The organism is Alteromonas gracilis (assembly GCF_002993325.1).
In the GTDB taxonomy this organism is placed as follows: domain Bacteria; phylum Pseudomonadota; class Gammaproteobacteria; order Enterobacterales; family Alteromonadaceae; genus Alteromonas; species Alteromonas gracilis.
This window is the reverse complement of the sequence record NZ_PVNO01000026.1, coordinates 308527-335224: the sequence shown is the minus strand read 5'-3', so window position 1 is coordinate 335224 and position 26698 is coordinate 308527. Positions and strand designations below refer to the sequence as shown.

Annotated in this window: 23 protein-coding genes; 12 read left to right on the top strand and 11 right to left on the bottom strand. The window is 43.7% G+C overall.

The features are described 5' to 3' along the window. Positions 1-444: 444 nt before the first annotated feature. The gene (gene pssA, locus C6Y39_RS13360; RefSeq protein WP_105931741.1) at positions 445-1248 is read right to left on the bottom strand and encodes a CDP-diacylglycerol--serine O-phosphatidyltransferase; all 804 of its coding nucleotides are present in this window, start codon (positions 1246-1248) and stop codon (positions 445-447) included. 381 nt (positions 1249-1629) lie between these two features. Between pssA and xdp1 (C6Y39_RS13355) the strand changes: the two genes are divergently transcribed. From xdp1 (C6Y39_RS13355) to prsT, 3 genes are all read left to right on the top strand, one after another. Beyond that, positions 1630-2568 (top strand): exosortase-dependent surface protein XDP1, encoded by a 939-nt coding sequence (xdp1, locus tag C6Y39_RS13355; RefSeq protein WP_105931740.1) that lies wholly within the window; start codon positions 1630-1632, stop codon positions 2566-2568. A gap of 167 nt (positions 2569-2735) precedes the next feature. Next, the gene (xdp1, locus tag C6Y39_RS13350; protein WP_105931739.1) at positions 2736-3677 is read left to right on the top strand and encodes an exosortase-dependent surface protein XDP1; all 942 of its coding nucleotides are present in this window, start codon (positions 2736-2738) and stop codon (positions 3675-3677) included. Positions 3678-3737: 60 nt separating this feature from the next. Next, the gene (gene prsT, locus C6Y39_RS13345; RefSeq protein WP_240618893.1) at positions 3738-6596 is read left to right on the top strand and encodes an XrtA/PEP-CTERM system TPR-repeat protein PrsT; all 2859 of its coding nucleotides are present in this window, start codon (positions 3738-3740) and stop codon (positions 6594-6596) included. 21 nt (positions 6597-6617) lie between these two features. Here prsT and dld read toward each other — a convergent pair whose 3' ends face one another. The 4 genes from dld to rluD form a co-directional block, all read right to left on the bottom strand. Beyond that, a complete protein-coding gene (gene dld / locus C6Y39_RS13340; protein ID WP_105931738.1) occupies positions 6618-8321 on the bottom strand; it encodes a D-lactate dehydrogenase in 1704 nt (567 codons plus the stop codon). 122 nt (positions 8322-8443) lie between these two features. Next, a complete protein-coding gene (gene clpB, locus C6Y39_RS13335; protein ID WP_105931737.1) occupies positions 8444-11020 on the bottom strand; it encodes an ATP-dependent chaperone ClpB in 2577 nt (858 codons plus the stop codon). 190 nt (positions 11021-11210) lie between these two features. Beyond that, complete coding sequence (gene pgeF / locus C6Y39_RS13330; protein WP_105931736.1) at positions 11211-11966, bottom strand: peptidoglycan editing factor PgeF; 756 nt, start codon at positions 11964-11966, stop codon at positions 11211-11213. Positions 11967-11981: 15 nt separating this feature from the next. Beyond that, entirely contained in the window at positions 11982-12965 is a 984-nt protein-coding gene (rluD, locus tag C6Y39_RS13325) for a 23S rRNA pseudouridine(1911/1915/1917) synthase RluD (RefSeq protein WP_105931735.1), read from the bottom strand. Between the two features lie 186 nt (positions 12966-13151). Here rluD and C6Y39_RS13320 point away from each other — a divergent pair, with 186 nt between their 5' ends. After that, positions 13152-13916 carry an outer membrane protein assembly factor BamD gene (locus C6Y39_RS13320; protein WP_105931734.1) on the top strand — a complete coding sequence of 255 codons (765 nt, stop codon included), beginning with the start codon at positions 13152-13154 and terminating at the stop codon, positions 13914-13916. Between the two features lie 112 nt (positions 13917-14028). Here C6Y39_RS13320 and C6Y39_RS13315 read toward each other — a convergent pair whose 3' ends face one another. From C6Y39_RS13315 to C6Y39_RS13305, 3 genes are all read right to left on the bottom strand, one after another. After that, entirely contained in the window at positions 14029-14772 is a 744-nt protein-coding gene (locus C6Y39_RS13315) for a ChrR family anti-sigma-E factor (RefSeq protein WP_105931733.1), read from the bottom strand. After that, positions 14765-15376 carry a sigma-70 family RNA polymerase sigma factor gene (locus C6Y39_RS13310; protein WP_105931732.1) on the bottom strand — a complete coding sequence of 204 codons (612 nt, stop codon included), beginning with the start codon at positions 15374-15376 and terminating at the stop codon, positions 14765-14767. Before C6Y39_RS13310 ends, C6Y39_RS13315 begins: the two co-directional genes overlap by 8 nt. A 120-nt stretch (positions 15377-15496) precedes the next feature. Then, positions 15497-16072, bottom strand: coding sequence for an LON peptidase substrate-binding domain-containing protein (locus C6Y39_RS13305; RefSeq protein WP_105931763.1), 576 nt, complete (start codon positions 16070-16072; stop codon positions 15497-15499). 257 nt (positions 16073-16329) lie between these two features. Here C6Y39_RS13305 and C6Y39_RS13300 point away from each other — a divergent pair, with 257 nt between their 5' ends. Genes C6Y39_RS13300 through C6Y39_RS13280 form a run of 5 tightly spaced genes read left to right on the top strand, consistent with a single transcriptional unit; the run spans position 16330 to position 20762 of the window. Next, positions 16330-16770, top strand: a complete 441-nt coding sequence (locus tag C6Y39_RS13300) for a nuclear transport factor 2 family protein (RefSeq protein ID WP_105931731.1) — start codon at positions 16330-16332, stop codon at positions 16768-16770. Further along, complete coding sequence (locus tag C6Y39_RS13295; protein ID WP_105931730.1) at positions 16767-17486, top strand: SDR family NAD(P)-dependent oxidoreductase; 720 nt, start codon at positions 16767-16769, stop codon at positions 17484-17486. The genes C6Y39_RS13300 and C6Y39_RS13295 overlap by 4 nt, the downstream gene beginning before the upstream one ends. Before the next feature lie 11 nt (positions 17487-17497). After that, on the top strand, positions 17498-18763 hold the full coding sequence (locus C6Y39_RS13290; RefSeq protein ID WP_105931729.1) for an NAD(P)/FAD-dependent oxidoreductase: 1266 nt from the start codon (positions 17498-17500) through the stop codon (positions 18761-18763). Then, positions 18760-19503 (top strand): DUF1365 domain-containing protein, encoded by a 744-nt coding sequence (locus tag C6Y39_RS13285; protein ID WP_105931728.1) that lies wholly within the window; start codon positions 18760-18762, stop codon positions 19501-19503. Before C6Y39_RS13290 ends, C6Y39_RS13285 begins: the two co-directional genes overlap by 4 nt. 2 nt (positions 19504-19505) lie before the next feature. Then, positions 19506-20762: an SAM-dependent methyltransferase gene (locus C6Y39_RS13280; RefSeq protein ID WP_105931727.1), complete on the top strand. Its 1257-nt coding sequence runs from the start codon at positions 19506-19508 to the stop codon at positions 20760-20762. Between the two features lie 76 nt (positions 20763-20838). Here C6Y39_RS13280 and C6Y39_RS13275 read toward each other — a convergent pair whose 3' ends face one another. Both C6Y39_RS13275 and pomA read right to left on the bottom strand, forming a co-directional pair. Further along, positions 20839-21765 carry a flagellar motor protein MotB gene (locus C6Y39_RS13275; RefSeq protein ID WP_105931726.1) on the bottom strand — a complete coding sequence of 309 codons (927 nt, stop codon included), beginning with the start codon at positions 21763-21765 and terminating at the stop codon, positions 20839-20841. Beyond that, positions 21765-22526 carry a flagellar motor protein PomA gene (gene pomA / locus C6Y39_RS13270; RefSeq protein ID WP_105931725.1) on the bottom strand — a complete coding sequence of 254 codons (762 nt, stop codon included), beginning with the start codon at positions 22524-22526 and terminating at the stop codon, positions 21765-21767. The genes C6Y39_RS13275 and pomA overlap by 1 nt, the downstream gene beginning before the upstream one ends. A 410-nt stretch (positions 22527-22936) precedes the next feature. Between pomA and C6Y39_RS13265 the strand changes: the two genes are divergently transcribed. The 3 genes from C6Y39_RS13265 to dxs are packed head-to-tail and all read left to right on the top strand — an operon-like array spanning position 22937 to position 26012. Further along, the gene (locus tag C6Y39_RS13265; protein WP_105931762.1) at positions 22937-23179 is read left to right on the top strand and encodes an exodeoxyribonuclease VII small subunit; all 243 of its coding nucleotides are present in this window, start codon (positions 22937-22939) and stop codon (positions 23177-23179) included. Between the two features lie 29 nt (positions 23180-23208). Beyond that, positions 23209-24099 carry a farnesyl diphosphate synthase gene (locus tag C6Y39_RS13260; RefSeq protein WP_105931724.1) on the top strand — a complete coding sequence of 297 codons (891 nt, stop codon included), beginning with the start codon at positions 23209-23211 and terminating at the stop codon, positions 24097-24099. Between the two features lie 32 nt (positions 24100-24131). Then, positions 24132-26012, top strand: a complete 1881-nt coding sequence (dxs, locus tag C6Y39_RS13255) for a 1-deoxy-D-xylulose-5-phosphate synthase (RefSeq protein WP_105931723.1) — start codon at positions 24132-24134, stop codon at positions 26010-26012. A gap of 166 nt (positions 26013-26178) precedes the next feature. Here the strand turns inward: dxs and C6Y39_RS13250 are convergent, their stop codons facing one another. Next, positions 26179-26679, bottom strand: a complete 501-nt coding sequence (locus tag C6Y39_RS13250; protein ID WP_105931722.1) for a phosphatidylglycerophosphatase A family protein — start codon at positions 26677-26679, stop codon at positions 26179-26181. Positions 26680-26698 lie beyond the last annotated feature (19 nt).

Sequence of the window (26698 nt, the reverse complement as noted above, 5' to 3'; positions counted from 1 at the left end):
AACGAGTGCCCACACAGATTGTCTTGTCTAAATTGTTAAAGAACGTAGCAGCTTCGCTGCTATCCACTAGAAGCCGTTGCTTCTTAGTGGCTCACCCTGTTCGAGTGAGGTGCGCATTATACGCTGAAAGTTTTCGTTGTCAACACTTTTTGAAAATTTATTTTCTGAAGCGTTTCTTCTAAACTCCCGTCTTTACTGGCCTATAAAGGTAGTAGAGACTTACTTCACGAGGGTTGCTGTTTTGCTTTTCCCCCGAAGCGGATGCGCATTTTAGGGAAATGAGCGCTCACGTCAACTGTTTTTTGAAATAAATATAAAAAAAGCGACCTTTCGGTCGCTTTTTATACTACCAGCTCATTTAGCGCGCAGAATAACTGAAATATGTTTTGCTCTGTAACTATAAGAGAAGATTTACCCTCTTATTAAAGGCATACAATTGGTCAGTTATTGTTTAGAAACGTCTTCACCTTCGCTCTGCTTCTTTTTGTCAGTATTAAAGTCTGCGTCTTCTTCGTGATCGCCGACTACATCATCTAGGGTTACCTTATCAACGGTACGAAAAGTATTAATAGGCCCAGCTAGTGCATACAAAGCAAACACTAAGAACAATACTAATGCTGGCTCTGTTGCCACAACAACAAATATAAGTAGTACTAAAAGCAGCCCAACAAATGGAACCTTGCCGTGCCAGTTTACCTCTTTAAAAGAATTGTACTTAAAGTTACTAACCATCAATAGTCCAGCTAAGCCAGTTACTGCAGCGACAATAAAACCGTAATCAGTACCCACGGCGTCATATTCTACACCAACCCATACAAGGCCAGAAACAACAGCTGCTGCTGCAGGACTTGCAAGCCCTTGGAAGAAGCGCTTGTCAGCAATACCCACCTGCGTATTAAAACGAGCCAAGCGAAGCGCTGCACCCGCTACATATATAAAGGCAGCCAACCAACCTAGTTTGCCCAACTCGGTCAACCCCCAGTTGTAAGCAACAAGTGCAGGCGCTACACCGAAAGAAACCATATCGGCCATAGAGTCAAACTCTGCACCGAAGTCGCTTTGAGTATTGGTCATCCTTGCCACGCGCCCATCTAAACCATCAAAAATCATTGCGACAAAAATAGCCACTGCTGCGGCTTCGAACCGGCCGTTCATTGACGAAACAACAGCAAAGAAACCAGAAAACAAACCGGCTGTTGTTAACAAGTTGGGAAGTAAGTATATCCCTTTACGTTTTTGTTCAGACATATGTCCTCGTACTTCTACATATACAATTGCGTTAATTATTTCATAGATATGCGTGAACGCATAGCAAAGTAAGAATCCAGTGTCTTTTCCCACACATTCTTACGCAGCTTCAATCTAGCAAGATGGAAAACAAAGAACCGTCACTATTTTCCGCCGACATTGCTTGCAGCTACCCCTAAAAACCTTTGTCGACTGACGTATCACATCAATTAAGACTAATAACTTGGTATACGGCAACATACCTTAAATAGGTCACCGTTCATATATCATACAAGTCCATGTTGAAATTAGGTACTTACTGAGCATGCGCCAACAAAACGATGCATCGCTTTTTTAGTATGTACTAGAAGTGCTAAGCACTTCTTATATAGGAAAGCAATTATGCGATTACTTTCAAAAACTGTTTCTTTGCAGTCTGTACTACTCCTCTCCACGACGTTGCTATCCACGCTGAGTGTTAGTTCGGCATATGCTACCGACTATTATACCAACCAGAGTTATTCTCACTGCGGCTCGTCGAATCAAACATCAGAGCAGAGCGAAGTATGTAATTCACCGTTAGGCGAATACAATTATGACTTAGTAGATAACAAAGTAACTCAGAATTCTCCAACAGATAATGCCGTTGTTCAAATAGACGGGCTAAATGTAAATATGTCGGCCTTTTCTGATACGCAGGGAATTACTGGGGAAACTGTAGTCGCCGCAAAGCTAGAGAAAATATCTGATAAATGGGCTTATGGTGTTACCAATAATGATGAAGCAAATTATAAAGGTAGTTATGACCACGCCATTGATAATCTAAATTACTTTTCTAGCGGTAGCGATAACTCGGACTACTATAGATTCACAAACGTAGAACGCGATTATGATTTTGTGTTGCTATCGTTTGATTCTGCGGTAACGCTTACTGGCGCTAGCTTTTCTTGGCTATACAGTAGTAACGATAGCCAAGTTTCTGTAGCGGCGCTTAGCAATACGGCGAAACTAACCTCTGGCGTTAATACGTGGAGTGATATAGTTGAAGATGCCCTTACATCAGCATCGTTTGACATCGAAAGTTGTGAATATTTAGATCACCGCGCAGACTTTACGTTCACTGAGTCGGCTCAATATTGGTTGGTGGGTGCTTACAACACTGTATTTGGTAAAATTGACGGAAAAGTGGGTAACGACGCCTTTAAACTTGCCAATATTGGTTTCTCTGTCACAGAAACAACAGGTACACCAGATACAACAGAAGTGTCTGAACCTGGTACCATCGGCCTACTTATGGCTTGTTCGCTGTTCGTCATGTGGCGCCGCAAGAAAACCATTTGAAGAAATTAGACTTTAGATCACTGACAGGTGGTACAACCTGTCAGTTTTTTTTACTAAAAACCCACAATAAGCAAAAAAAATCACATAAAATCAAAAATATAAAAATAGGCACGATAAATGCTTAAGCAAGAGTATTGAGATTTTTTGTCATTATTAACGGTTGAAGTATGAAATTAACTCGCTTTTGTGCCCCACTCTTTGTCTTGTCTTTTAGCGCTAACGTCGCAGCAAGCGATAATATGCTAGAAGAAGCAACATATAACTTTTTTAATAAAGACAGCGCGGGAAATTTTATTGGTACTAATGGTCAAGCAATTCCGACTTCTAGCAGCCAAAGCGTTATAACTATAGACGGTGTCGATATCCAAGTAGGCCTGTCTGTTTGGTCCGATACAGGTGCACAGTCTGCTGCTTACAGACAAAGTGATGGCAATTACTACTGGAATACACTTGATGGTGACTCAAATTGGGAAGACGACACTGTAAGAAGCGCCTCGGCCATCAAATGGGGTAACGGTTTTGGCATTGAAAACGGAGACCGTAACGCACTTACTGATCCAAATGGGTATACAAATCCCCATGATGGAAAGACTTACCATTTGCAAGGCGATAGTCACTCCATAGATAATTTTAACGATTACGGTTCGCGAGATTTTGATATGGTGCTGCTTAGTTTTGACAAAGCGGTGACGCTTACGGGTGCCAGTTTTAGTGCACTTTACGGTGGTGGAAGCAACAAAGACATCACAGTCGCTGGCTTATCTAGTGATGCAGGTTTTGACGGACATAGCACATGGTCAGATATCGCGGCGAACACAATCGCGAATGCGGTAGGACATTTTAACATTACAAATGATAATGGCGTCATTGAATCGACTTTTACTCCATTGGCCACTGCAAAGTATTGGTTGGTTGGCGCTTACAATACAATATTTGACAATAATGCAAGCTCGCTTAGTTCAGTAGGCTTTAAACTTTCTTCATTGACTATTGGTTACGAAACTGAAACTACTACGCCTCCGTCAACAGAAGTCAGCGAGCCAGGAGCCCTAGCTCTTATGAGTTTAGGTTTAGGACTTGTTCTTTACAGACGTAAGCGTCGCGTTTAATAGTTTAAAAACGCTTAGAAAACACGTATCTTTAGAAGGTGGCTTAGGCCACCTTTTTTTATGCTATTTTTCAGCCATCAACTTGGCTATTTATCGAAGGTTTATATGGATTTCTTTAATAATAAAAAGGGCATCGTGAAACGCACACTCGTCTCTGCAGTTGCCTCATCATTAATCGCTTTTAACAGTTTTGCTACTACGTCAGAAGACTATGAAAAAGCGCTTACTGCGTTTAATCAAAACGAATACGACGAAGCCTATATTCACCTTAAAAATAGCTTACAAAAAGACCCAGAAAACCTTGCTGCGAAAATTCTTATGGGCGAAATACTGCTGATTAATGGCTACTTAACTGCCGCCGAGATGGAGTTTGTAGAAGCGCTGGAAATGGGTGCCGATATTAACCTTCTGGCAGAGCCTCTCGGCAACACATGGCTATTTCTAAACAAATACCAAGATATTGTCGACTTTTCTGATTTGAACAAGCTGTCAGGTGAAGCAGAGCGCGAGTGGCTTTTAATTCGTGCTACAGCGTGTATTAGATTGGAAGACGAGCAATGCGCCCTTCGGGACTACAACACTATAGTTTCACGTACGCCTGACTTCGTGCCAGCTGTAAACGGCTTGGCCTCTATTGCCCTTCAAAATGAAGATTTATCTACAGCAAATTCTCTTATCAATAAAGCCATGTCGTTAGAACCAGTAAACGCAATCACATGGCGATTGAAGGGCCAGCTTGCCTATCGACAGGGTGATACCGACGCAGCAACTGCACATTTACAAAAAGCACTAACGTTTAACCGCGACGACCCCATTGCACTGCGTAATCTCGTAGATTTGTATTTAGAAGCGAAAGACTATGACACGGCTAAGCTTTTTGTGGATGAAATTATTGAAGACACGCCTAACGATCCGCTAGCCATATTACTCAACAGCTGGCTACAAAGTAGAGACAACCAGCAAGCAATTGATAATACCAAACTAAAAGAGCTTAACGATTTCATGGCCCAGCTCGACCCTGAGCTGATAACCTCTCAACCCATGTTGCTGTATATAAGCGGTTTAACGAATTTCTTTAATAACAACATGGAAACAGCCGCAAAAGACTTTAATGCCTATTTGCAGCAGGAGCCTGATGACCTACAGGCAGTATTAATGCTAAGCCAAGTTTATATGGCGACTCAGCAGGATAAGCAAGCGCTTGCGCTGCTTGAGCGTCATCAAGATGCGTTAATGGAAGACCCTGACTCTGCGCTTCTTCTTGGTGATTTATTTATTCGCCAAAACAAAGCGTTTAAAGCTGAACGACTGTTGCAAAACCTTGAATATAAGTACCCGAATGAAAATAAGCTTCAGCTTTTCAAAATTAAGCTGATGGCAGCGAGGGGGAAACAGGACGAAGCCCTTTCGATCCTCGAAACAAATTTACCTAACTATAAAGATAACGCAGGTTTTCTCTTCACATATTCATTAATGAATTTACAGGCGCAGAGATTTGATAATGCATTAAGAGGTGCAAATCTGCTAAGTGAACTCTACCCCGACGAAGCTGAAGTATACAACCTTAAAGCCGGCATATTGATTAGACAGGGACAGTTAGAAGAAGCTAAAACCAATATCGAGAAAGCGCTGGCGCAGAGCCCTACCCTTTTTCCTGCAAAATTTAATTTAGCGGCGACAGAAAGCCGCCTGGGCAACGTAGAAACTTCTAATCAATTGATTGAAGAACTTCTTACCTTGTCACCACAGCATAATGAAACGCTCATGCTAAAAGCGTTTAATTTGACTAAAGCAGGCAAGGTAGATGAAGCAAAGCAAATCTATCTCGATTTACTAACACTTACGCCGTCGAATATCGGTGCTAGGGAACGCGTTTCTTCTTTGTATCAGCAACAAGGCGATACCAAGAATGCACTTTATCACTTAGACCTACTAATTAAAGACGACTTCGACAATGCTGACTATCTTCTTCGTAAAGCTGCCCTTCAGCTTGCTAGTAATCAACGTGCCGACGCCGAAAAAACGCTAAGTATTGTAAGAAACTTTATCAATGATGACGCGGGTAAATTAATTGCCTATGCAGACCAAGCCCGAAACATTGGTGATAACGAGGCCGCGTTAGACGCCATGGCTCGCGCGTACGAAATAGCCAACACAAGTACGTTTGTTACGTTGCGCTATACAAGCTTATTGTTAGATTTGCAGAAAAACGATAAAGCACAGTCGTTGTTAGCGACCATTCCTGCAAACCAGCAACAAAACCCGGTTTACTATTTTCTGAAAGGAAGATTAGCTGCGAATAAAGGCAATAACGAAAGTGCAATTAACGCTTTTGAAAAAGCGCTAGAAGTCGACGCTTCTTTTGCCCAGGCCTTTGTTGCGATCTACAACTACGCCTTAAACGAACAGTTTGTTGATGTATTTTTAAATACTGCCCGCAAATTGGTGAACGAAAATGAAAACAACCTGCTGGCGAAAAACTTACTGGCACAGTATCTTTTCTTTATTCAAGAGTTTGACGAATCGATAGCACTATACAAAGAGCTTGTTGAAGAGCCGAATCTTCTCAACCCAGCTGAAGCTTTTAACCGCCTAGCCATCATGCATATAGAAAAGTCTCTCGTTACCGCGAAAAACTATGCACGGCAAGCTTATGAACTGCAGCCTAACTCTTCTAAAATACTAGACACATTTGGGCACATTAAAGCTCTGCAGGGAGATTATGAAGGTAGTCTTAAAATGTTGAGAGACGCTTTCGCAAGGGACGCTAACGACCCTAACATTCGCTACCACCTTGGCTACACGCTTGCAAAACTCAATAGAATTGAGGAAGCCAGGAAAGAACTAGAGTATGCAGTTGGTGTTGAGCGCCCTTTCTTCAAGCGCCCACAAGCTAAAGCGTTACTAGAAAGCCTGTAATAGCGTTCTAACAACCCACAACTAAACACAGCACGAACAATTGCGTTTGTGCTTTTCCATCTTACCAATGCCTGGGTTAAAGGTATTGGTAGGGTCTAGTTCTCTGTAAAACTTTTGTAGAGTACTCTCAGCTACATACAAATGACCGACGTTATGCTCGGCAGGGTACTTTGCGCCGCGGCTATCTAATAATGCCAACATATCTGCTTTTACTTTTTTGGGGTTGCTACCCTTTTTTAGTATGTAATCTTGATGGAAAACATGGCAAAAGAAATGCCCGTAATAAAGCGGCTTTTCAATATGTTTGGCAATATGCTCAGGCAATTCTTCTACCCAAAACTCGTCATTACGACGTAACGCGATATCTAAGGCAAGAATTTCGCCTACTTGATCGTGATGCATCATTTGATAACGCACCGCGGCACCTGCAGCAGCGAAACGCAATAAAAACGCTTTGGATGCTTCCTCTTCATTACAGGTAATGTAATCACCATCTAGCTTCTCTTCTTTAAAAAGTTTGGCTAAAACTGTCTTCGCCTCTTCAATCCCGCCATCGCTCATTTTAAGGATAAGATGATGCTCATACTTATCGCGGTAGGCCCTTAGGCTCGAAGGAATTTGGTCAGAAAAAAGCTTACTGCCAAACTGCATAACTCTATCGCTGAGATAGCGAGGCATAAAAGGCAGCTTGTTAAACACAGCATCCACTCGCCCCTTAAGTGCAAACATTTTCGGTAGTGAATCAGTCCCCAAACGCTCAATACTTAATATGGTATCTTTGCCATACACATCCGCAATATCAAACATTTCTCTATGCAGGTATTCGCCTACTTCGGGAATGTGTTTAAAAGTCGACAAAATGTCTTTGCGTATCCGGGTAAGTACGGCAGCATCGTTCGTACCGATATAAAACGTTTGTTCTTTCTTGGGCACTTCGAATGTATCTAAACGCACTGCAAAGACTGCAACTTTTCCCGCGCAACCGCTGGCCTCATAAAGCCTTGTAGGATCAGCATTGAAGCGGCTGGGGGTACTAGCACTCACATCTCGAACTATACGCTCATAGTCACTAGCTGACGCTTTCTTATCTGTAGGAGATGGCGATGTCGAAAAATTGCCTGAAGCGAGATTTCCTATAATTTCTTCTGGCGTGTCACCTAACTCTACCCCTAAATGATTAACAAGCTTTAGTTCACCGTTTTTATCTATTTGGGCAAACAACGATAACTCTGTATACGCAGGGCCCCTTTTAACTAATGCCCCACCTGAGTTGTTTGCAACACCGCCAACAATTGATGCTCCCAAACAAGATGACCCAATGACTGAATGCGGAGCACGCCCCAAGGGCTTCAGCATTTTTTCAAGCTTAAACAAGGTTGCACCTGGAAAACTCAACACCTGTTTACCGTCGTTTATTAGAACGATATCGTCCATAGCTAGGGTGTTAATTACTACTACCGGTCTATCGTAATCATTTCCGCTTGGTGTAGACCCCTCCGTTAACCCGGTTTTGGCAGCCTGCATAATGATGATGCAGTTATATTCAACGCAAACCTTAAGCACTTCCCAATATTGCATCAGCGTTTGTGGAAAAAGTACCGCTAATGCCTCGCCCTCGCCCGAGCGCCACCCTTTTCGGTAATGTTCGGTTTGACGTTTACCAACGGCAAGATTACCTTCCCCGAGTACGCGTTTAAATGCGTCAATAATTGGGGCTGTTTGCATGAATAACTCCTAACACCTGCGCTAAGTTTGCTCTAGCAGGTAAACTAAAGGAAAAAGCAGTGATAAGGCAATAAAAAAGGCACTGTTTCCAGTGCCTTTGAAGTAGTTAATCTCAATACGCCTTAGTTGCTGACAATAAATAGCCCGCTGTCGTCGGCATCTATGCGCACTGTTGATTCGGGTATTAACTCCCCTGCTAACAACTGATGTGCGAGTGGATTTTCCACCTGCACTTGTATCGCTCGCTTGAGGGGCCGCGCACCAAACACAGGGTCGAAGCCTGCATCGGCCAACTTGTCCATGGCAGCCGCAGACAACGTAAGTTTATACCCTTTTTCTGCCAACCTTGCGCGAAGAGAGGCAAGCTGAATTTTAGCAATAGACTTAATTTGCTCTTTCCCAAGTGGATGAAATACTACAATGTCATCCACTCGGTTAATGAACTCGGGCCTGAAATGCTGTCCTACAACATTCATTACCATTCCCTTCATTTCGTCATACTGACTTTCGTTGTGCTTATCTTGAATGATGTCTGAGCCCAAGTTAGACGTCATGATCACAACCGTATTTTTGAAGTCTACAGTGCGTCCTTGTCCATCAGTAAGCCTGCCGTCATCTAACACCTGAAGCAGAATGTTGAATACATCAGGATGCGCCTTTTCAACTTCGTCCAACAATATTACTGAATAAGGCTTACGGCGCACTGCTTCAGTTAAATAACCACCTTCTTCATAGCCAACGTAGCCTGGAGGAGCGCCAACTAAACGCGCCACAGAATGTTTCTCCATGAATTCAGACATATCGATGCGTATCATGGCGTCTTCAGTATCAAACATGAAACCAGCTAACGCTTTGCAGAGCTCAGTTTTTCCTACCCCGGTTGGCCCTAAGAAAAGGAAGGAACCAATTGGACGATTTGGATCCGCAAGCCCAGCTCTAGAGCGACGTATTGCGTTTGATACGGACTGAACGGCCTCTTCTTGACCCACTACGCGTTTGTGAAGAACGTCTTCCATGCGAAGTAATTTTTCGCGCTCTCCTTCCAGCATTCTTGCCACTGGAATTCCCGTCCACCGTGAAAGCACGTCTGCAATTTCAGCATCGGTTACTTTGTTTTTGAGTAAGGTTGTTTCTCGGGTTTCATTTTCAGCCGCCTGCTCAAGCTTGGCCTCAAGTTCAGGAATCCGACCATACTGAAGTTCCGACATACGATTTAAATCAGAAGCCCGTCGCGCAATTTCCAAATCTAGTTTGGCTTGCTCAAGTTCACCCTTAATAGTTTGGGTACCCTGCATGGCGTCTTTTTCATCCAGCCATACTTTTTCGAGCTCTGAATATTTGGTTTCCGCTTGCTCACGCTCTAGTTCGATCATTTCAAGTCTTTTATGACTTGCATCGTCCGTTTCTTTAGCAAGCGCCTGCTCTTCTAACTTGAGCTGAATAATACGGCGCTCTAGTCGGTCCATTTCTTCCGGCTTAGAGTCTATTTGCAAACGGATGCTAGATGCCGCTTCATCGATAAGGTCAATGGCCTTATCCGGTAGCTGACGGTCGCTTATATAGCGATGGGACAAACTGGCGGCTGCTACAATAGCTGGGTCAGTGATATCCACCGAGTGATGGAGTTCGTAGCGCTCTTTAAGCCCTCGTAAGATGGCGATGGTGTCTTCAACGCTTGGCTCTTCAACCAAGACTTTTTGGAAACGGCGCTCTAGCGCTGCATCTTTTTCAATGTACTGACGGTATTCGTCTAACGTAGTTGCACCCACACAGTGAAGCTCACCACGGGCCAGCGCAGGTTTAAGCATATTCCCCGCATCCATTGCACCGTCGCCTTTTCCAGCTCCCACCATAGTGTGTAGCTCGTCAACGAATAAAATAACGCGCCCTTCTTCTTTCGCCAATTCGTTCAGCACTGCTTTCAAGCGCTCTTCAAACTCACCGCGATATTTGGCACCAGCGACTAATGCTCCCATATCAAGCGCTAGCACACGCTTATTTTTGAGTCCCTCTGGCACCTCACCATTGATGATACGCTGAGCTAAACCTTCAACAATCGCCGTTTTACCCACACCTGGCTCACCAATAAGCACAGGGTTATTTTTGGTTCTACGTTGCAGTACCTGCACGGTACGTCGAATCTCATCATCTCGCCCAATAACGGGGTCGAGCTTGCCTTGTTCAGCCCGTTCGGTTAAGTCTGTCGTGTACTTTTCAAGAGCTTGTCGCACGTCTTCCGCGTTCGGGTCTGTCACCTTCTGACCACCACGCATGTCGTCTATCGCGGTTTCAATGGCTTCTTTGGTGATGTTTAAGCTTTTAAAAATCTCACCCAACCGGCCTTTATCTTGTAATGCTGCCAGAACAAAAATTTCTGATGTGATGTATTCATCTTTTCGCTGCTGTGCGATTTTATCGCAAAGGTTAAGCAATATACCGCTGTCTTTGCTTAACTGAACATCGCCACCTATACCTTCGATGCGGGGTAAACGCTCAATAGCCTGACTCAATGCTGAGCGCAGCGCATTTACATTAATATTGGCCTGATCTAGCAGTGGACGAACTGAACCACCTTGCTGATTAAGCATGGCTGTCATCAAATGAACAGGTTCAATATATTGATGGTCTCGCCCCAATGCGAGTGATTGAGCATCGGAAATCGCGAGCTGAAATTTACTGGTAAATCTATCTAGTCTCATAATCTCAACCTAAAAAATGAACAATTATTTATAGTCTAGTTATGTAGGCAGCGGAATTGTGATTCAAGTATAAGCGCTAAAAGATAGCCAAAAAGATGAAAAAGACTAATGAGGATTTGATATAGCGCAAACTTTGATTTGGTTGACTGAGTTTTTTACCAGCATATCTAGAGGTGAGCAATCACTGAATTTAGCGTATACCAATCACGCTGACCATTCTACCTGTGGTTCGCTTTTGTTGATGCGTCGCCCTACGGTGAGAATAAAAGCGATGTTCATCAGAATAGGTACATAAGTTACTTTGCGTTACATTCTCTACACCCGCCTGCGCGAGTTGAGCCTGCGCTATCTTGGGTAAGTTCAATAAATATCTATCTTGATTGCTACTGGGTATCACTACACCCTGAATGTGACTAAACAAACCCGCTAATTCTGCATCTACCTCGTAGCAGGGCTGACTGATAGCGGGCCCAATCCACGCCATAATTTCACTACTCGGACAGGTGAAATTTAAAAGCGCGTTTTTGATAATATTAGTGTGAAGACCTTTCCAGCCAGCGTGAACAGCGGCCACCTCTCGCCCTTTTACATCGCATAATAAGATAGGTACGCAGTCTGCGGTCATTACTGCACAGAAATGAGATTTTGACGTTGAATAAGCCGCATCTGCCGTTGTATCTAAGCTGGGTAGTGAAACCACACGGTTGCTGTGTATCTGCTCCAACCATGTGATTTTGTCTCCGTTAGGCAGAAGACTTCTGTTGGCGTTAACCAAAAGTAAGTCGTCGCCTACGTGAGCCCCAACATTCAAGCCTGCAAAATCCCCTGTGCTAACGCCACCCGCTCGAGTCGTCGTGTAAGCCACAACGTTAGACGGACAAGACCACTCGGGCGTGATCAAGTCGAGTGTCGCTGACGTAGATATGTCTTGATGTGAATTTTGCATAGGCCTCTCACCCGATTAGAGCATGTCTTGAGGGTTTTCTTCGCTGTCCTTTTTCACCGATTTCAACATGTCCTGCATATCTTGAGGCAAAGGCGCTTTCCACGTCATCCACTCTTCAGTATCTGGGTGAAATAGAGAAAGCTGAGCCGCATGAAGTGCTTGACGCTTGAAACCGCGAAGAGCAGCAATAAACTCCTCAGAGGCACCTTTTGGTAAACGAGGACGCCCGCCATAAACTTGATCACCCAATAAGGGATGCTTAATATGCGCCATATGCACACGTATTTGATGAGTACGGCCAGTCTCTAGTTTAAGACGTAAATGGGTGTAAGCCCTGAACTTTTCGATAACGCGGAAATGCGTAACTGCAGGCTTACCCGACTCGCGCACCGCCATGTGAGTTCGCTTAGTCGCGTGTCTTCCTATGGGTTCATCAACAATCCCGCCCGCTACCATTGTACCTAAAGCTATCGCTTCGTACTCTCGACTCATTTCTCGACGCTGAAGCTGATCGACAAGATGAGTTTGCGCTGGGATAGTTTTTGCTACCACCATTAACCCCGTCGTATCTTTATCGAGGCGATGAACAATACCTGCGCGAGGAACTTTATCAATTTCGGGTACGTGATTTAAAAGCGCATTGAGCACGGTCCCACTTGGATTACCTGCACCAGGGTGCACAACCAAATCGGCTGGTTTGTTTATTACTAAGATATGATCGTCTTCATAGACAATATCCAGGGCAATATCTTGCGCTTCACTTGTAACTTGAACATCCATCTCGGCGCGAACGGTAACAAGCTCTTCCATCTGCATTTTATGGCGTGGAATAGTGATTACCTCACCGTTTACCGCCACATTACCGTCTTGAATCCAAGTTTTTAGCTTAGAACGGGAATATTCAGGGAACAAATCAGCCAAAACCTGATCTAACCGTAAACCAAAATGGGCAGCTTCCGTTGAAGCTTCTAATTGTATTGTGTTGGGCGACTCTGTCATAACACCATTGATTACGTCTAAAAAAGGGTATTATAACAAGGTTTGACGCTGTACACTGCCTTGTTTACGTTTTTGTATGGTTTTTCTCACCGTTAGTACGTTAGAATGCAATTAAAGTGTTGTTGTTTAACACATGGGCTTAGACAGCGAAGTACTAAAACTGTTTAGCAGGAAAATAGAATTATTATGAAATCATTTCGTCTACTGGCACCCGTTTTACTTGGTGCTATGGTGTCTGTCGCAGGATGTAGCTCTTCAGATAATGAAGAGAAAGCTGTTTTAGCAAACATGGGTGCACAGCAACTGTACGACAGAGCAAAGCAGAGCATGGAAGTAGGTAACTTCAGCGCTGCAGCGCAAACATTAAGTGCGCTAGACTCCCGATATCCTTTTGGACCACTTTCTCACCAGGTTCAACTTGACCTAATTTATAGCTACTATAAATCTGGCAAAAATGAAGAAACTCTAGCCACCATCGACAGGTTTATTCGTCTAAACCCAAACCATTCAGATGTTGATTACGCCTATTACATGCGTGGATTAACTAACATGGAATCTGATAGCAATTTATTCCAAGAGTTAATGAATATAGACCGTACAGACAGGGACCCATCGAAGTCTCGCGCGGCATTTGAAGATTTCCGTCGGCTAATTCAGCAGTATCCAGACAGTAAATATGCTGCGGACGCAAAACAACGTATGGTGCATATTAAAGACCGCTTGGCGCGTTATGAAATTGCTATTGCCCGTTTCTACATGAGACGTCAGGCTTACGTTGCAGCTGCTAATCGCGGACGTTATGTTATTGAGCATTTCCCAAACACAACACAGGTTCAACAAGCGCTTGAAATTATGGTTTCAAGTTATGAACAACTTGGTTTGGAAGAGTTGCGTAACAACGCGATGAAAACATTAAAATTAAACTATCCAGATAGTGAATTCATTAGCTAAGCGAAATAGCTATTATCAGTAAAAACGAAAAAACGCACCTAAGGTGCGTTTTTTCGTTTTTGTCTCTTAAGAAGTCTTTGCTTCGACCCTCTAGAAGAATATCTTTGGGGTGCTACCTAAAAAATAAATGGCTAAACGGGTTTAAAAGACGCGCTAGACCAGAAGTAAAGTGTAGCGGCTGATCAACTATGCTAAATACTAAACACCCTTCGTTACCCTCAGCTCTAGGCGTATGCGTTTTCTCGCCATCCATAAAAATGAAGTCGCCAGTATCATAACGCCCTAAACCATCACTAAATTCGCCATCGATAACTAATGTGTATTCGGTACCACGATGAGTGTGTTCAGGAACACTGCCACCGCTCCCCATAAAAATAAAATTCGCAACCCCTTGGTTGCCTAAATCAACAGGCGCCTGCCACAGTTTCCCTACAAGGCTTGACCAGTTACCGGTTTTATCAATATAACGGTGTAGGGTTCTCGGCAATGTAAATGTTCTACCGTCTAACTCTATCGTGCTCACACCCGCTTGTAGACGTCGACTGTTATCTTTTTTGAAGGGCTCTTGATACTCGACTTCACAATAGCCGCCAAGGTCAGACTGTTTACCTGAAGGTAGTGCCGTAATCTGTGAGAGCATGTCGCCAAATTGGAAAGACGTGTCGATAGTGTTATCCATTTTGGCGCTGACTGAAGAAACCATTTCAGCCGCAAGACTTTCGGTTTCTATTTCAACTCGGCGCTGACACTTCTCGCACATATCGCAGTGCGCAGAAACCATCAACGATATAGCAGGTGAAAGTGTGCCCTCAACAAAATCAGACAACTGACGGGCACTAGGATGAAACTTAATCATTGTCGTTTAGCATGACCTTTAACCGTTGAAGCGCAAGACGTGTTCTTGATTTTACCGTACCAAGAGGAATGGAAAGTTCATCCGCAACTTCTTGTTGTGACTTACCGTCGATATAAATAGCCTCAACCACAGCCTTTTGCTTAGCTGGAAGCGATTCAAACATAAAACCAATTTGTTCTAAAGTAACCTGCTCGTCAAGCGACGTTTCATTCGCATCTGCTGTTTGCTCGCACAATACTGGCCACAAATCATCAGAACAAACGTCTTCTTTTCTGTTTTGTAGCTTGCGTAACATATCGAAGCGAATATTTCTCGCTATTGTAAAAATCCAAGTAGAGGGCGAACCTTTCTCAGAATTAAAAAGATGAGCCTTTTGCCACACGTTGGACATTGTATCCTGCACTAGCTCCATCGCTAGAGCTTCGTTGCCCATTTGTTTCAACGCATAAGAGCGAAGACGTGGCGCAAAATAATTAAACACTCTAGCAAAAGAACGTTTGCATCGAGTATCTGCAACCGCTACCAAGTAATCAGACATTTCGGTAGCACACTCTTTTGGTTTGATTGTGCTGTTACTTTGTTCTAGTGGAATTCCAACTAACATAAGATTCGTCCGCTTTTCTGTTTTGGTTGTATCATTCTACGACGTTGTGACTTAAAGCGTATGCGAAATTCGCGAATATTCAGTTACGATTTTGTAATGTAGCTCTGTCAGTTGCCAAGGCTATCCAATCAAACCTGAGAGATAATTTAATAAACTGGTACATTCTCTCTGAGCTAAAAAATGCTGCTTTTGCGAACCATCTACTGGAAGTAATTCCAACCAGCGGTTCAAAACCCAGTTAGGGTTGTCAAACTTAGGTGATTCATAAAGCGCAGCCAATTCTTCATAGCTCCCGAATATTTCTTTAAGTCGCTCGTCCATAGGCGCTATTTGCTGAGGTGCTAAATCACACTGCCACTGCGGTATTGTTTTGCAATCGCCGGTGCGAAGACCATCTTTTTCGGCTTCAATATTTCTTACCTCAACTAAGTGAGAACCAGCAACCTTTATGCCAAGCAAACCGTCATCGAGCATATCGAAGTCTACAACCTGCGCGTATGTACCAATTTTATGAATGTGTTTGTTTGTTTCCTTGTCGCCATTTGCATTAAGCATACACATCACAAAGCCACTGTTTTCGGCGCATGCCTGTTTGACCATGCGCACATATCGTGGCTCAAAAATTCTCAAAGCCATTCTACCCTCTGGTAAAAGATGGGCAGATAAGGGAAATAATGGAAATCGTTCTAAACTCATAATTGACACTTCCGAAAACATGAAAATACTTACGCAAGTGGGAACAAATAGGATCGAATGGGAATTTTTTTCACAGGTAAGTACAAATACGTGATCTTAGTCACTTCATTTGCTGTAAGTTAGTTTTCGTAAAATGTTATTAACAAAAACAAGATCAGAGACTTGTAGTTAAAAGTGTAGGAAGTGACGATTTGACTACTTGAACTATTCAACTTCCTAAACTAAGTGCGCTGACAGAATGTACGTAAGGGGCATAGATGGACGTAATTGAGCGGTTTTGTAATATTTACATAGATATATGTCAAATATCTCCGGACGATCTGGAAAGTATCTACGCAAAAGACGTTGTATTTGTCGACCCCATAACAACACATCGCGGTATTGACGCGGTAAAACATTACTTTTCAAACCTGCTTACACAGGCCGAAAGCTGTAAGTTTGACATTGCAGACGTTTTTCACTGTGACGGTAACAATACTGCGAGAACTCAAGTTACACACATAGTTAATTGGACAATGCACCTGACGCTAAAAGGAAATAATAAGCACATCACGCTAGACGGCACTACTCAGCTTAACGTTGTAGATGACAGAGTTGCTTACCACAAAGATTACTATGACTTGGGCGAAATGGTCTACGAGCACGTACCCATCTTAGGTTTTGTTATCAAAAAAATTAAAGGGAAGCTTGCATCGTGAAAACAATTTTAATCACTGGCGCAACATCAGGCATTGGTAAAGCACTTGCCATTCACGCAGCTAAAGAGGGTTATCGCGTAATAGCGTGCGGCAGAAACAAAGATGCATTAGATGAATTGAGTAGTAATAGCAATATAGACGCGTGTCAATTTGACGTAACCGACCTTGAGGACGCTCGCCGTGCATTATCCGCAGTAAAATTTGATATTGCAGTACTCAACGCCGGAACTTGCGAATATGTTGATATCGATAATTTCGAGCCCGATATGTTTAGACGAGTATTTGAACCTAATTTCTTTGGCGTGGTTAATTGTGTTGACGCACTCTTACCTAAACTACAGCAGGGAGATAAGCTTGTTATCGTAGACAGCATGGCACGCTTGCTACCTTTTACCAAGTCTCAAGCTTATGGCGCAAGTAAAGCCGCCCTTCATTATTTCACAAAATCACTTGAAGTCGACCTTCACCATAAAGGAATAAAAGTTCAGGCGGTATCGCCTGGTTTCGTTGAAACGCCCTTAACGGATAAAAACGACTTTGAAATGCCGATGAAAATCAGCGCAGAAGAAGCAGCACAAGCTATGCTTGCTGGCATCGAGAATGATAAGCAGACAGTGTTCTTCCCAAGAATTTTTGGCTTTATTCTCCGATTTATGCACATACTTCCAACGATGCTACAGAAGCGCATATCTTTATCGATGCGAAAAAAACAATAAGAGACAAACGAATGACGAATAAGATTGCCATCATAGGCACCGGAATATCAGGGCTAACCTGCGCACATCTTCTTAATAGAAAGCACGACATTACGGTTTACGAAGCTAACGACTATATTGGCGGCCACACTGCCACAAAACAAATTACCGACAACGGCGCAGTGCACAGTATCGACACGGGGTTTATTGTATTTAACGACTGGACCTACCCCAATTTCATAAAACTGATGACGCAGCTTAATGTTGATTATCAGCCCACAGAAATGAGTTTTTCTGTGATGAGCAAAAAAGCCAACCTTGAGTACAACGGCAATAATCTTAACAGTCTATTCGCACAACGCCGCAATATCCTGCGTCCCAAATTCTGGCGTATTGTAAGAGACATCCTTGCGTTTAATAAAGCGTGTAAAGCGATGGTCGCGGAAGGACGGGATACATCAGCCCTTACCCTTGAAGACATTATCAAAGAGCTGGGGCTAAGCGACGATTTTGCTCGCTATTACATACTTCCTATGTGTGCAGCTATTTGGTCAAGCAGCTTGGAGCAAACGCGAAAGTTCCCGCTTACTTTTTTTCTCCAATTCTTTAATAATCACGGCCTACTCAACATAACTGACAGGCCTCAGTGGTACACAATCAAAGGAGGCTCTAGCCAGTATATCCCTCCTTTGATTGCTCCCTTTGAATCGAAAATAAAGCTTTCATCCGCTGTTACATCCGTTATGAAAGTTAACAATGTCTGGGAAGTCACTGATTCGACCGGTGACAAACTGCAATATGACCACGTTGTTTTTGCCTGCCATAGTGACCAAGCATTACGGATGCTGGATGCACCTAATTCACTGCATCAGGACATCCTTGGTAACATTCCTTATGCTGAAAATGACGTAGTGATGCACAAAGACATAAACCAACTCCCCAAAAGAAAGTTAGCGTGGGCAAGTTGGAATTATCGTCTCAAAGAAGATGTCAGTGAAGAGTCACGACCTGCATCCGTGACCTACAATATGAATATCCTTCAACGGTTAGACGTCGAAAACACTTACTGCGTAACGTTAAACAACTCCGCCGAAATTGAGCCTTCTAGCGTATTGGGCACCTACCAATATGCTCACCCGCAATACAGTGCGAAAATGGTTAATGCTCAAGCGAGAAGAAAAGAGATTTGCGGTGTAGACAACCTGCATTTTTGCGGCGCATATTGGTACAACGGTTTCCATGAAGATGGTGTGAAAAGCGCACTGGATGTATGCGCTCGCTTTGGTGAAACGCTGTGACAGAGAGTGCCATTTACAAAGGTAAGGTTTATCACCAGAGGTTTAAGCCTACCCAGCATAAATTTGATTATGACATTTACTTGTTTTGGCTGAAGCTTGATGAAGAAGAGCTTACAACCTTATCACACGAGCTGAAATGTTTTTCCGCCGAGGGTAAAGCAAGAGTCCGTTTTAAACGAGAAGATTACTTGGGCGACCCATCGCTCTCACTTCGTCAGGCCGTGCTTAATAGAATGATTGAGCTTAATGATGGCACTCCCCTTTACGGTGACGTTTTTATGTTGGGACAGTTACGAATGTGGGGCTGGTATTTCAGCCCCGTCAACTTTTACTACCTTCGCAATACAGACGGTAAATTTACGCACATGTTGGCCGAAGTCAGTAACACACCTTGGAACGAACGTCATCACTATCTCGTTAATTTAGACACCCAAGACGATACCCCAAAAGCGTTTCATGTATCGCCCTTTAATCCAATGGACATGACATACAAATGGTCAATTTCCCAGCCTTCTACTAGACTTTCTTTAGCGATGGACTGTGTGCGAAGCGACAAAGAGTTCAGTGCTGGGATAAATCTTACAAAATTTACTTTAGATAATGCGAATCTAACTCAAGCACTTAAACGTATACCCAGTATGACAATAAAAACTGTGGCCGGAATTTATTGGCACGCGCTTAAACTATTGCTTAAAAGAACGCCACTGTATACACACCCAGAAAAAAGTCAGGAACAATAACAATGTCTTTCGGTGAATCTGTACTACTGACCACATCAGAGGTCTCTTTTGTAGATAAAGTATGTAGAACGTTGTTTCTACAATGCCTAAAACAGCTGCCATTTGGCAGTTTAACTATTCAAGAAAATGGCGACGTTATCGCCCGTTTCGGTAAAGAAGACGATGAGTTGCGAGCAACGGTCAACATTAAAGATGTAAAAGCCTACCGTCGCCTTTTACTTGGTGGAAGCGTTGGTGCGGGTGAAGCCTACATGGACGATTTGTGGGACAGTGACGAAGTTACGGCAGTAGTGAGAATTTTTGCAAGAAACTTACCCACTCTTGATGAATGGGAAAACAAATTTAAGTGGGTCACCATGCCCATCAACAAAATACAACATTTCGCTCGCAGAAACACAAAAGATCAAGCCAAGCGCAATATCGAAGCGCATTACGATTTGGGCAACAAGCTTTACACTCGCTTTCTCGATCCCACTATGATGTATTCATCCGCAATCTACCCAGATCCGAATGCGTCGCTTAATGAAGCGCAAAATTACAAGCTAAAAGCTATTTGCGATAAATTGCAGTTGCAAGAAAGTGATCACTTGATTGAAATTGGTACTGGTTGGGGTGGCCTGGCAGTTTACGCGGCTAAACATTACGGATGTAGAGTAACAACGACGACTATCTCGGAAGAGCAACACGCCTGGGCAAAGGAGTGGATAGAAAAAGAAGGACTTGAAGACAAGATTACTTTGCTGAAGAAAGATTACCGCTTACTTGAAGGTCAATATGACAAGCTGGTATCTATCGAAATGATTGAAGCCGTTGGTAAACAATATTTGGGTAACTTTTTTGAAAAGTGCTCGTCGCTTCTTAAAGACGATGGTCTCATGTTGCTTCAGTCTATCACTATCGACGATAGGCGTTACGACAGCTACTCAAACAGTGTAGATTTTATTCAGAAGTATATTTTCCCAGGTGGCTTTTTACCCTCTCAACACCAGTTAAATGCTCATCTGAAGAAATATACTAATATGATGATTCGCGACCTCCATGACATTGGTGTTGATTACGCAAAGACACTTAATCATTGGTATGAAGCGTTCATGTCGGCCAAAGATGAATTGCTAAACGACGGATATGACGAGCGATTCATGCGTATGTGGACTTACTATTTAAAATATTGTGAAGGTGGCTTTTTAGAAAGAACCATCAGTACCGTACAGCTAGTTATCTCCAAGCCCCACTATCGACAAGAGCTCGCGCGAGTATAACGCAACTCGATAAGTGGTATGCAATGGGTTGAATAAAAAACGGCGCTCTAATAGCGCCGTTTTGTTTGCTTGTCAGTTAATCATCTACCACAGAAATAGGTTTGGATATCATTGGCTTACCCTGATTAATATTAATCTCCACACGGCGGTTCTTCGCCCTATCACTGGATGTCGTTGCATTCTCGACAATAGGAACCGTATCAGCTTTACCTACCACAGACATGCGACTTTCATCAAAGCCTGGTGCAGTACGCATCGCTTCCGCTACAGCTACCGCACGCTGTGAAGACAAGTCCCAGTTCGAACGATAAAGTTCGTTTGCGATATGCTGACCATCGCTGTGACCTGAAATTTCAATTTCTCCCGGAACATCAGCTAAAAGTGAACCTATTTTTCTCAATACAGGCTGAAACTGAGGCTGTAAGAAAGCAGACCCTGCTGAAAACGAGCCGTTTTCACGTATACGAATAGTTAGCTGTTGCCCTAACGACTCCATCTCTACCGAACCATCTAAAATTTGCTTTTCAAGCTGCTGCGCCACTTTCTTCATTAACTCAGCCATTTGTGACTGGTCAGTGCTTTGCTCTGCGGAAGAAGACGACTCTGTTGCGGTCTGTTGTGATTGACCACCTCGCTGCTCACCGCGCTGCTTTTGCCGCCCACCAGCTGAGTCTTCATTACCAGCCTGAAATTCTAGCATTTGCTGGGTCATCTCGTTGGTCTGCTGCTGAATCGATTCGATAGGAGTCGGATCAGGCTTACCCGGACGAAACTCCATTGCGATAACGCTAGTACCTTTAGGAATATCTTTAACTTCAATTTTATTTTGAACACCAAAAGCGAACTTCATTGAGCCCGCGATTTGTTTGAACTTAAGTACATCCATTTCAGAAAACGAAAGTAAAAGTACAAAAAAGCACATCAGCAGCGACATTAAGTCTGCGAAGGTCCCCATCCAAGCTGGCAGCCCCTCGGGGGGGCATTTTGGGCATTCTTCAGCCATTACTCTTCCTCTGCGCTTCCGCGTTTACTCGCTGCAAGATAGTTTTTCAACACGCCCTCGATTACACGGGGGTTTTGTCCGTCGGCAATACCAACAATGCCATCTAGCACCAAGCTTTGATTAAGTTTTTCCTCACCAGCACGAACGGATAGTTTAAAAGCAATTGGCAGACAAATAACGTTAGCGAAGAATGCACCGTAGAGAGTAGTAAGTAGTGCAACCGCCATTGCAGGACCGATGGATTTCGGGTCATCCATGTTAGAAAGCATGGCTACCAGACCGATTAGCGTACCGATCATCCCCATCGCGGGAGCGATGTCACCCATACCTTTAAAGAACGAGGCACCAAAGTCGTGGCGCTCTGAAGTCATGGAAATATCTTTGGAAAGGGTTTCTCTGACTACCTCAATATCATGACCGTCTACGAGCATATCAACGCCTTTTTGCATAAACTCGTTTGAGATCTCTGCTTCTTCTAAAGCCAGGAACCCGCCTTTACGCGCAGCATCTGCCATTTCCACAATCTTCTCAATAAGTTCTTCAGGCGATTCAATTTTAAACATGAATGCCTTACCAGCAATCTTACCGGCACCAAAAAACTGGCCTAGCGTAAATTGCGATAAAATAACGAATAATGTGCCCCCAAATACGATAAGTATTGATTGCACGTCGATGAACATGCTCAAGCTGCCGCCCAAGATCATAGCCATAACTATGAAACCAATGGCGCCCAACATACCTATGACGGTTGCTAAATCCACTCACTCTTCCCCATTTAAACGCAGTCAGTGCTGTTAATCTACAGACATTCTATCGGCAATTAACAGAAATACTAAAACAACATTGTTGAAAAATATCACATTTATTAATTTTTATAATAAGAGCATAACGCTTTATCGCGCTTTCCTGCCTTTTAATTTACTCGGAAACCATTTTATTCGAATTAAAGCGCGACGCGCTTTAATAACTTAGCTTTGAGGCTGGAGTTATGGTTACTAAGCTATAGCATCGAATATAGCACAATTTAACACTATGCTGCTTTTTGACTTGAATGAAAAAAAAGCGATACGATGATGTTATTAGCGATATACAGACAAACCATTTGACCCTCGTGCAGCCCTCGGTTAATGTGCGCGGTATACGTATTTTAGCCTTTATATTGAGTGTTTTTATGACGACGGAAAAAGCATCAGCGTCTTTCGAAGAAACGTTATCGGAATTAGAAGCTATCGTTAACGAAATGGAAAACGGTGATTTACCATTAAATAAAGCGCTAGAAAAATTTGAACGCGGTATTGCACTCTCTCGCCAAGGCCAGCAGTCCCTTGAAAACGCTGAGCAAAAAGTAAAAATTTTGCTTAACGAACAAGGCGAAGAAACACTTCAATCTCTACCTGAAAGTGAACAACCTTAAGAGGTTCATTTTTACATTACAGGCAATCTATGAATTTTTCTGCTTTGCATCAGCAAGTCAAACAGCAAACTGATGCATCTCTTCTTAAACTAATTGATGATTTACCGGATTACGCGCCGCGCCTAAAAGACGCCATGCGTCACGCGCTACTTGCAGGCGGTAAACGCATGCGTCCATTGCTCGTTCAGGTAGTGGGTAATACGCTAGACGTGCCCAAAAAAGACCAAATGGCCATTAGTATGGCCATTGAGTGCGTGCACGCTTATTCGCTGGTACATGACGACTTACCGGCAATGGATGATGATGACTTGCGCCGCGGCAAGCCAACCTGCCATATCGCATTTGATGAAGCAACTGCCATTCTTGCAGGTGATGCACTACAATCCCTTGCCTTTACCGTATTGGCCGACGCGCCTTTGAGTTCCTTCGCAGAATCGAAACGAAGTCAGTTACTATCTGTGTTAGCTAAAAGTGCGGGCTATGTTGGAATGTGTGGCGGCCAAGCCATCGACCTAGCGAGCACGGGTAAAACTATCTCAATAGACGAGCTAAAATCGCTTCATAAAATGAAAACAGGTGCCCTATTGCAAGCCTGCGTAGAAATGGTAGCCATCGTTAGTGAGGGTCTTTTACCTCAGACTAAAATTGACTTAATGGCATATGCAGCGGATATTGGCTTAGCCTTTCAAGTACAAGATGACATTTTAGATGTTGTGGGCAGTAGCGAAAAATTAGGGAAACCCGCAGGTTCTGACGAAGCACTTGGGAAAAATACCTTTCCAGCTAAGCTTGGCATGGAAGGTGCCAAGAGAGAATTAGCAAAGCTTCACGATAATGCACTTCAAGCATTGGCGCGTTTACCCTACAATACTGACAGTTTAATTGCGTTTAGCGAGCTTTTGGTGAAACGCGACCATTAGCCACGCGCCATGTTGAAAAAGATAATAAGTACATGAGTTTAGATCTCCAACATTACCCAACGCTTGCGCTCGCGCAAACACCTGACAAGTTGAGGCAACTGCCCCAAGAAAAATTACGCGAACTTGCCGATGAGTTACGTGAGTACTTACTCAACAGTGTGAGTCAAACCAGCGGTCACTTTGCCTCTGGATTGGGAACAGTAGAGCTTACGGTAGCACTTCACTACGTTTACAACACACCATTCGACCGACTGTTGTGGGATGTCGGCCATCAAGCCTATCCTCACAAAATCCTTACGGGTCGCGCAGAGCGCATGAGCACCATTCGTCAAAAGAATGGCCTCCATCCATTTCCGTGGCCACCTGAAAGTGAATACGATACTTTTGCTGTCGGTCATTCTTCGACGTCGATAAGCGCAGCGCTAGGAATGGCTGTAGCGGCAGAAAAAGAAGGTAAGGATCGCAAGGTAGTTGCTGTTATTGGCGACGGTGCGATGACTGCTGGTATGGCGTTTGAAGCACTTAATCACGCAGGCGATATCAAAAAAGACATGGTTGTTGTACTTAACGACAACGAAATGTCGATATCTGAAAACGTTGGCGCCCTTAACAGTCACCTTGCACGCTTGCTAACAGGTAATTTCTTTAACTCTATACGTGACGGCGGCAAGAAACTGCTAAGCAACGTTCCTCCTATCAAAGAATTTGCAAGCCGAGCAGAAGAGCACCTAAAAGGGATGGTTGTACCCGGCACTATCTTTGAAGAGCTTGGATTTAATTATATTGGCCCGATTGATGGCCATGACGTAAATGCAGTGGTTGATACCCTTCGCAACATGCGTAAGTTTGAGGGTCCTCAGTTGTTACATGTTGTGACCAAAAAAGGTAAAGGTTACGCGGTAGCTGAAGAAGATCCTATCAAATTTCACGCAGTACCGAAATTTAACCCAGCGGACAATGCACTACCTAAATCTAAACCCTCTGCCCCCACCTACTCGGCCATTTTCGGTCAGTGGTTATGTGATATGGCAGAACAAGATCCAAAACTCATGGCAGTCACCCCTGCCATGCGTGAAGGGTCAGGGATGGTAGAGTTTTCTCAGCGCTTCCCTGAGCAGTACTTCGATGTAGCCATTGCTGAGCAGCATGCAGTAACCTTCGGCGCAGGGCTCGCAAAAGACGGCATGAATGCGGTTGTCGCAATCTATTCTTCATTTTTGCAGCGTGCCTATGACCAGCTCATTCATGATGTAGCTATACAAGACTTACCGGTGTTATTTGCGATAGACAGAGCTGGCATAGTGGGTGCAGATGGCCCAACTCACCAAGGGGCGTTTGATATCGCTTTCCTTCGCTGTATTCCAAATATGGTAGTTATGGCACCTTCTGATGAAAATGAATGCCGCCAAATGCTTTACACTGGTCATAAACTACAAAAGCCGGCCGCTGTTCGCTACCCTCGTGGGGCTGGTATGGGCGTAACGCCAGACCAAGCCATGACAGAGCTTCAAATTGGCAAGTCTCGTACCTGCCGTGAAACGTCTAAAAATAAATCGGAAAGTATTGCCATACTTAACTTTGGCTGCTTACTGCCCTACGCTCTTGAAGCTGCAGAAGCCATTGATGCCACGGTCATTGATATGCGTTTCATAAAACCATTGGATGGCGACGCGGTCTTAAAAGCAGCTAGTGAACACAGCGCACTTATAACGTTAGAAGACGGCTGTATAATGGGCGGTGCTGGCAGCGCAGCTCTTGAGCACTTGCAGCAAAATGGCGTATTAAAACCCGTGAAGATGCTTGGTCTACCTGATAGTTTTATTCTGCAAGGCACCCAGCAAGAGATGTATAAAGAGCATGGTTTGGACGCTGAAGGCATTGTTGCTGCGGCCACCAGCCTCACCAAACGTTAGTGGTTTTCAAAACATTCGCTTAATCCGTTGCAGCTAACTTTGTCTTATAAGCTTGTAGTGTGACTAATGCATAGTGACTAAGGCATCGTTGTTTAAACATAAAAAAGCCCGCATATACTGCGGGCTTTTCTATTTAAAAGGTTAGGTTGGTAAGCCAACCGTTGTACTAAAACAATGCCAGCGCCGCTGGCCAAAACACCATAAGCAAATGCAAACAGCCGCAGGCCATAGCCCCCGCTAGTAGATCGTCAAGCATAATACCTGTACCACCGTGCAAACGCTTATCGATGACACCAATTGGCCAGGGCTTTAAAATATCAAAAAGCCTGAATAGTACAAACCCAACGAGCAATGAAGAGGCGCTGATGGGTACAAAAAGAAAGGTCACGAACATACCTGCTATTTCGTCCCATACAATGGAGCCGTGATCGTGAACCTGCATGTCATCTGCAGTTTTGCCGCAAAGGTAAATACCTACCACTGAAAATATCAGAGTGAGCGCAATAAAGGAAACTAGCGAAATTTGGCTACACGCTATAAGCAACGGCACTGCGGCAAGTGAACCAAATGTACCCGGCATAAATGGAATTAAGCCACTACCGAACCCTAACGCAAGAAAATGGGTCGGGTTTTTCATACTCACTCTAGCGCGAAACTCAGCCTGCATGTAACGTCCTTTCTCTTAT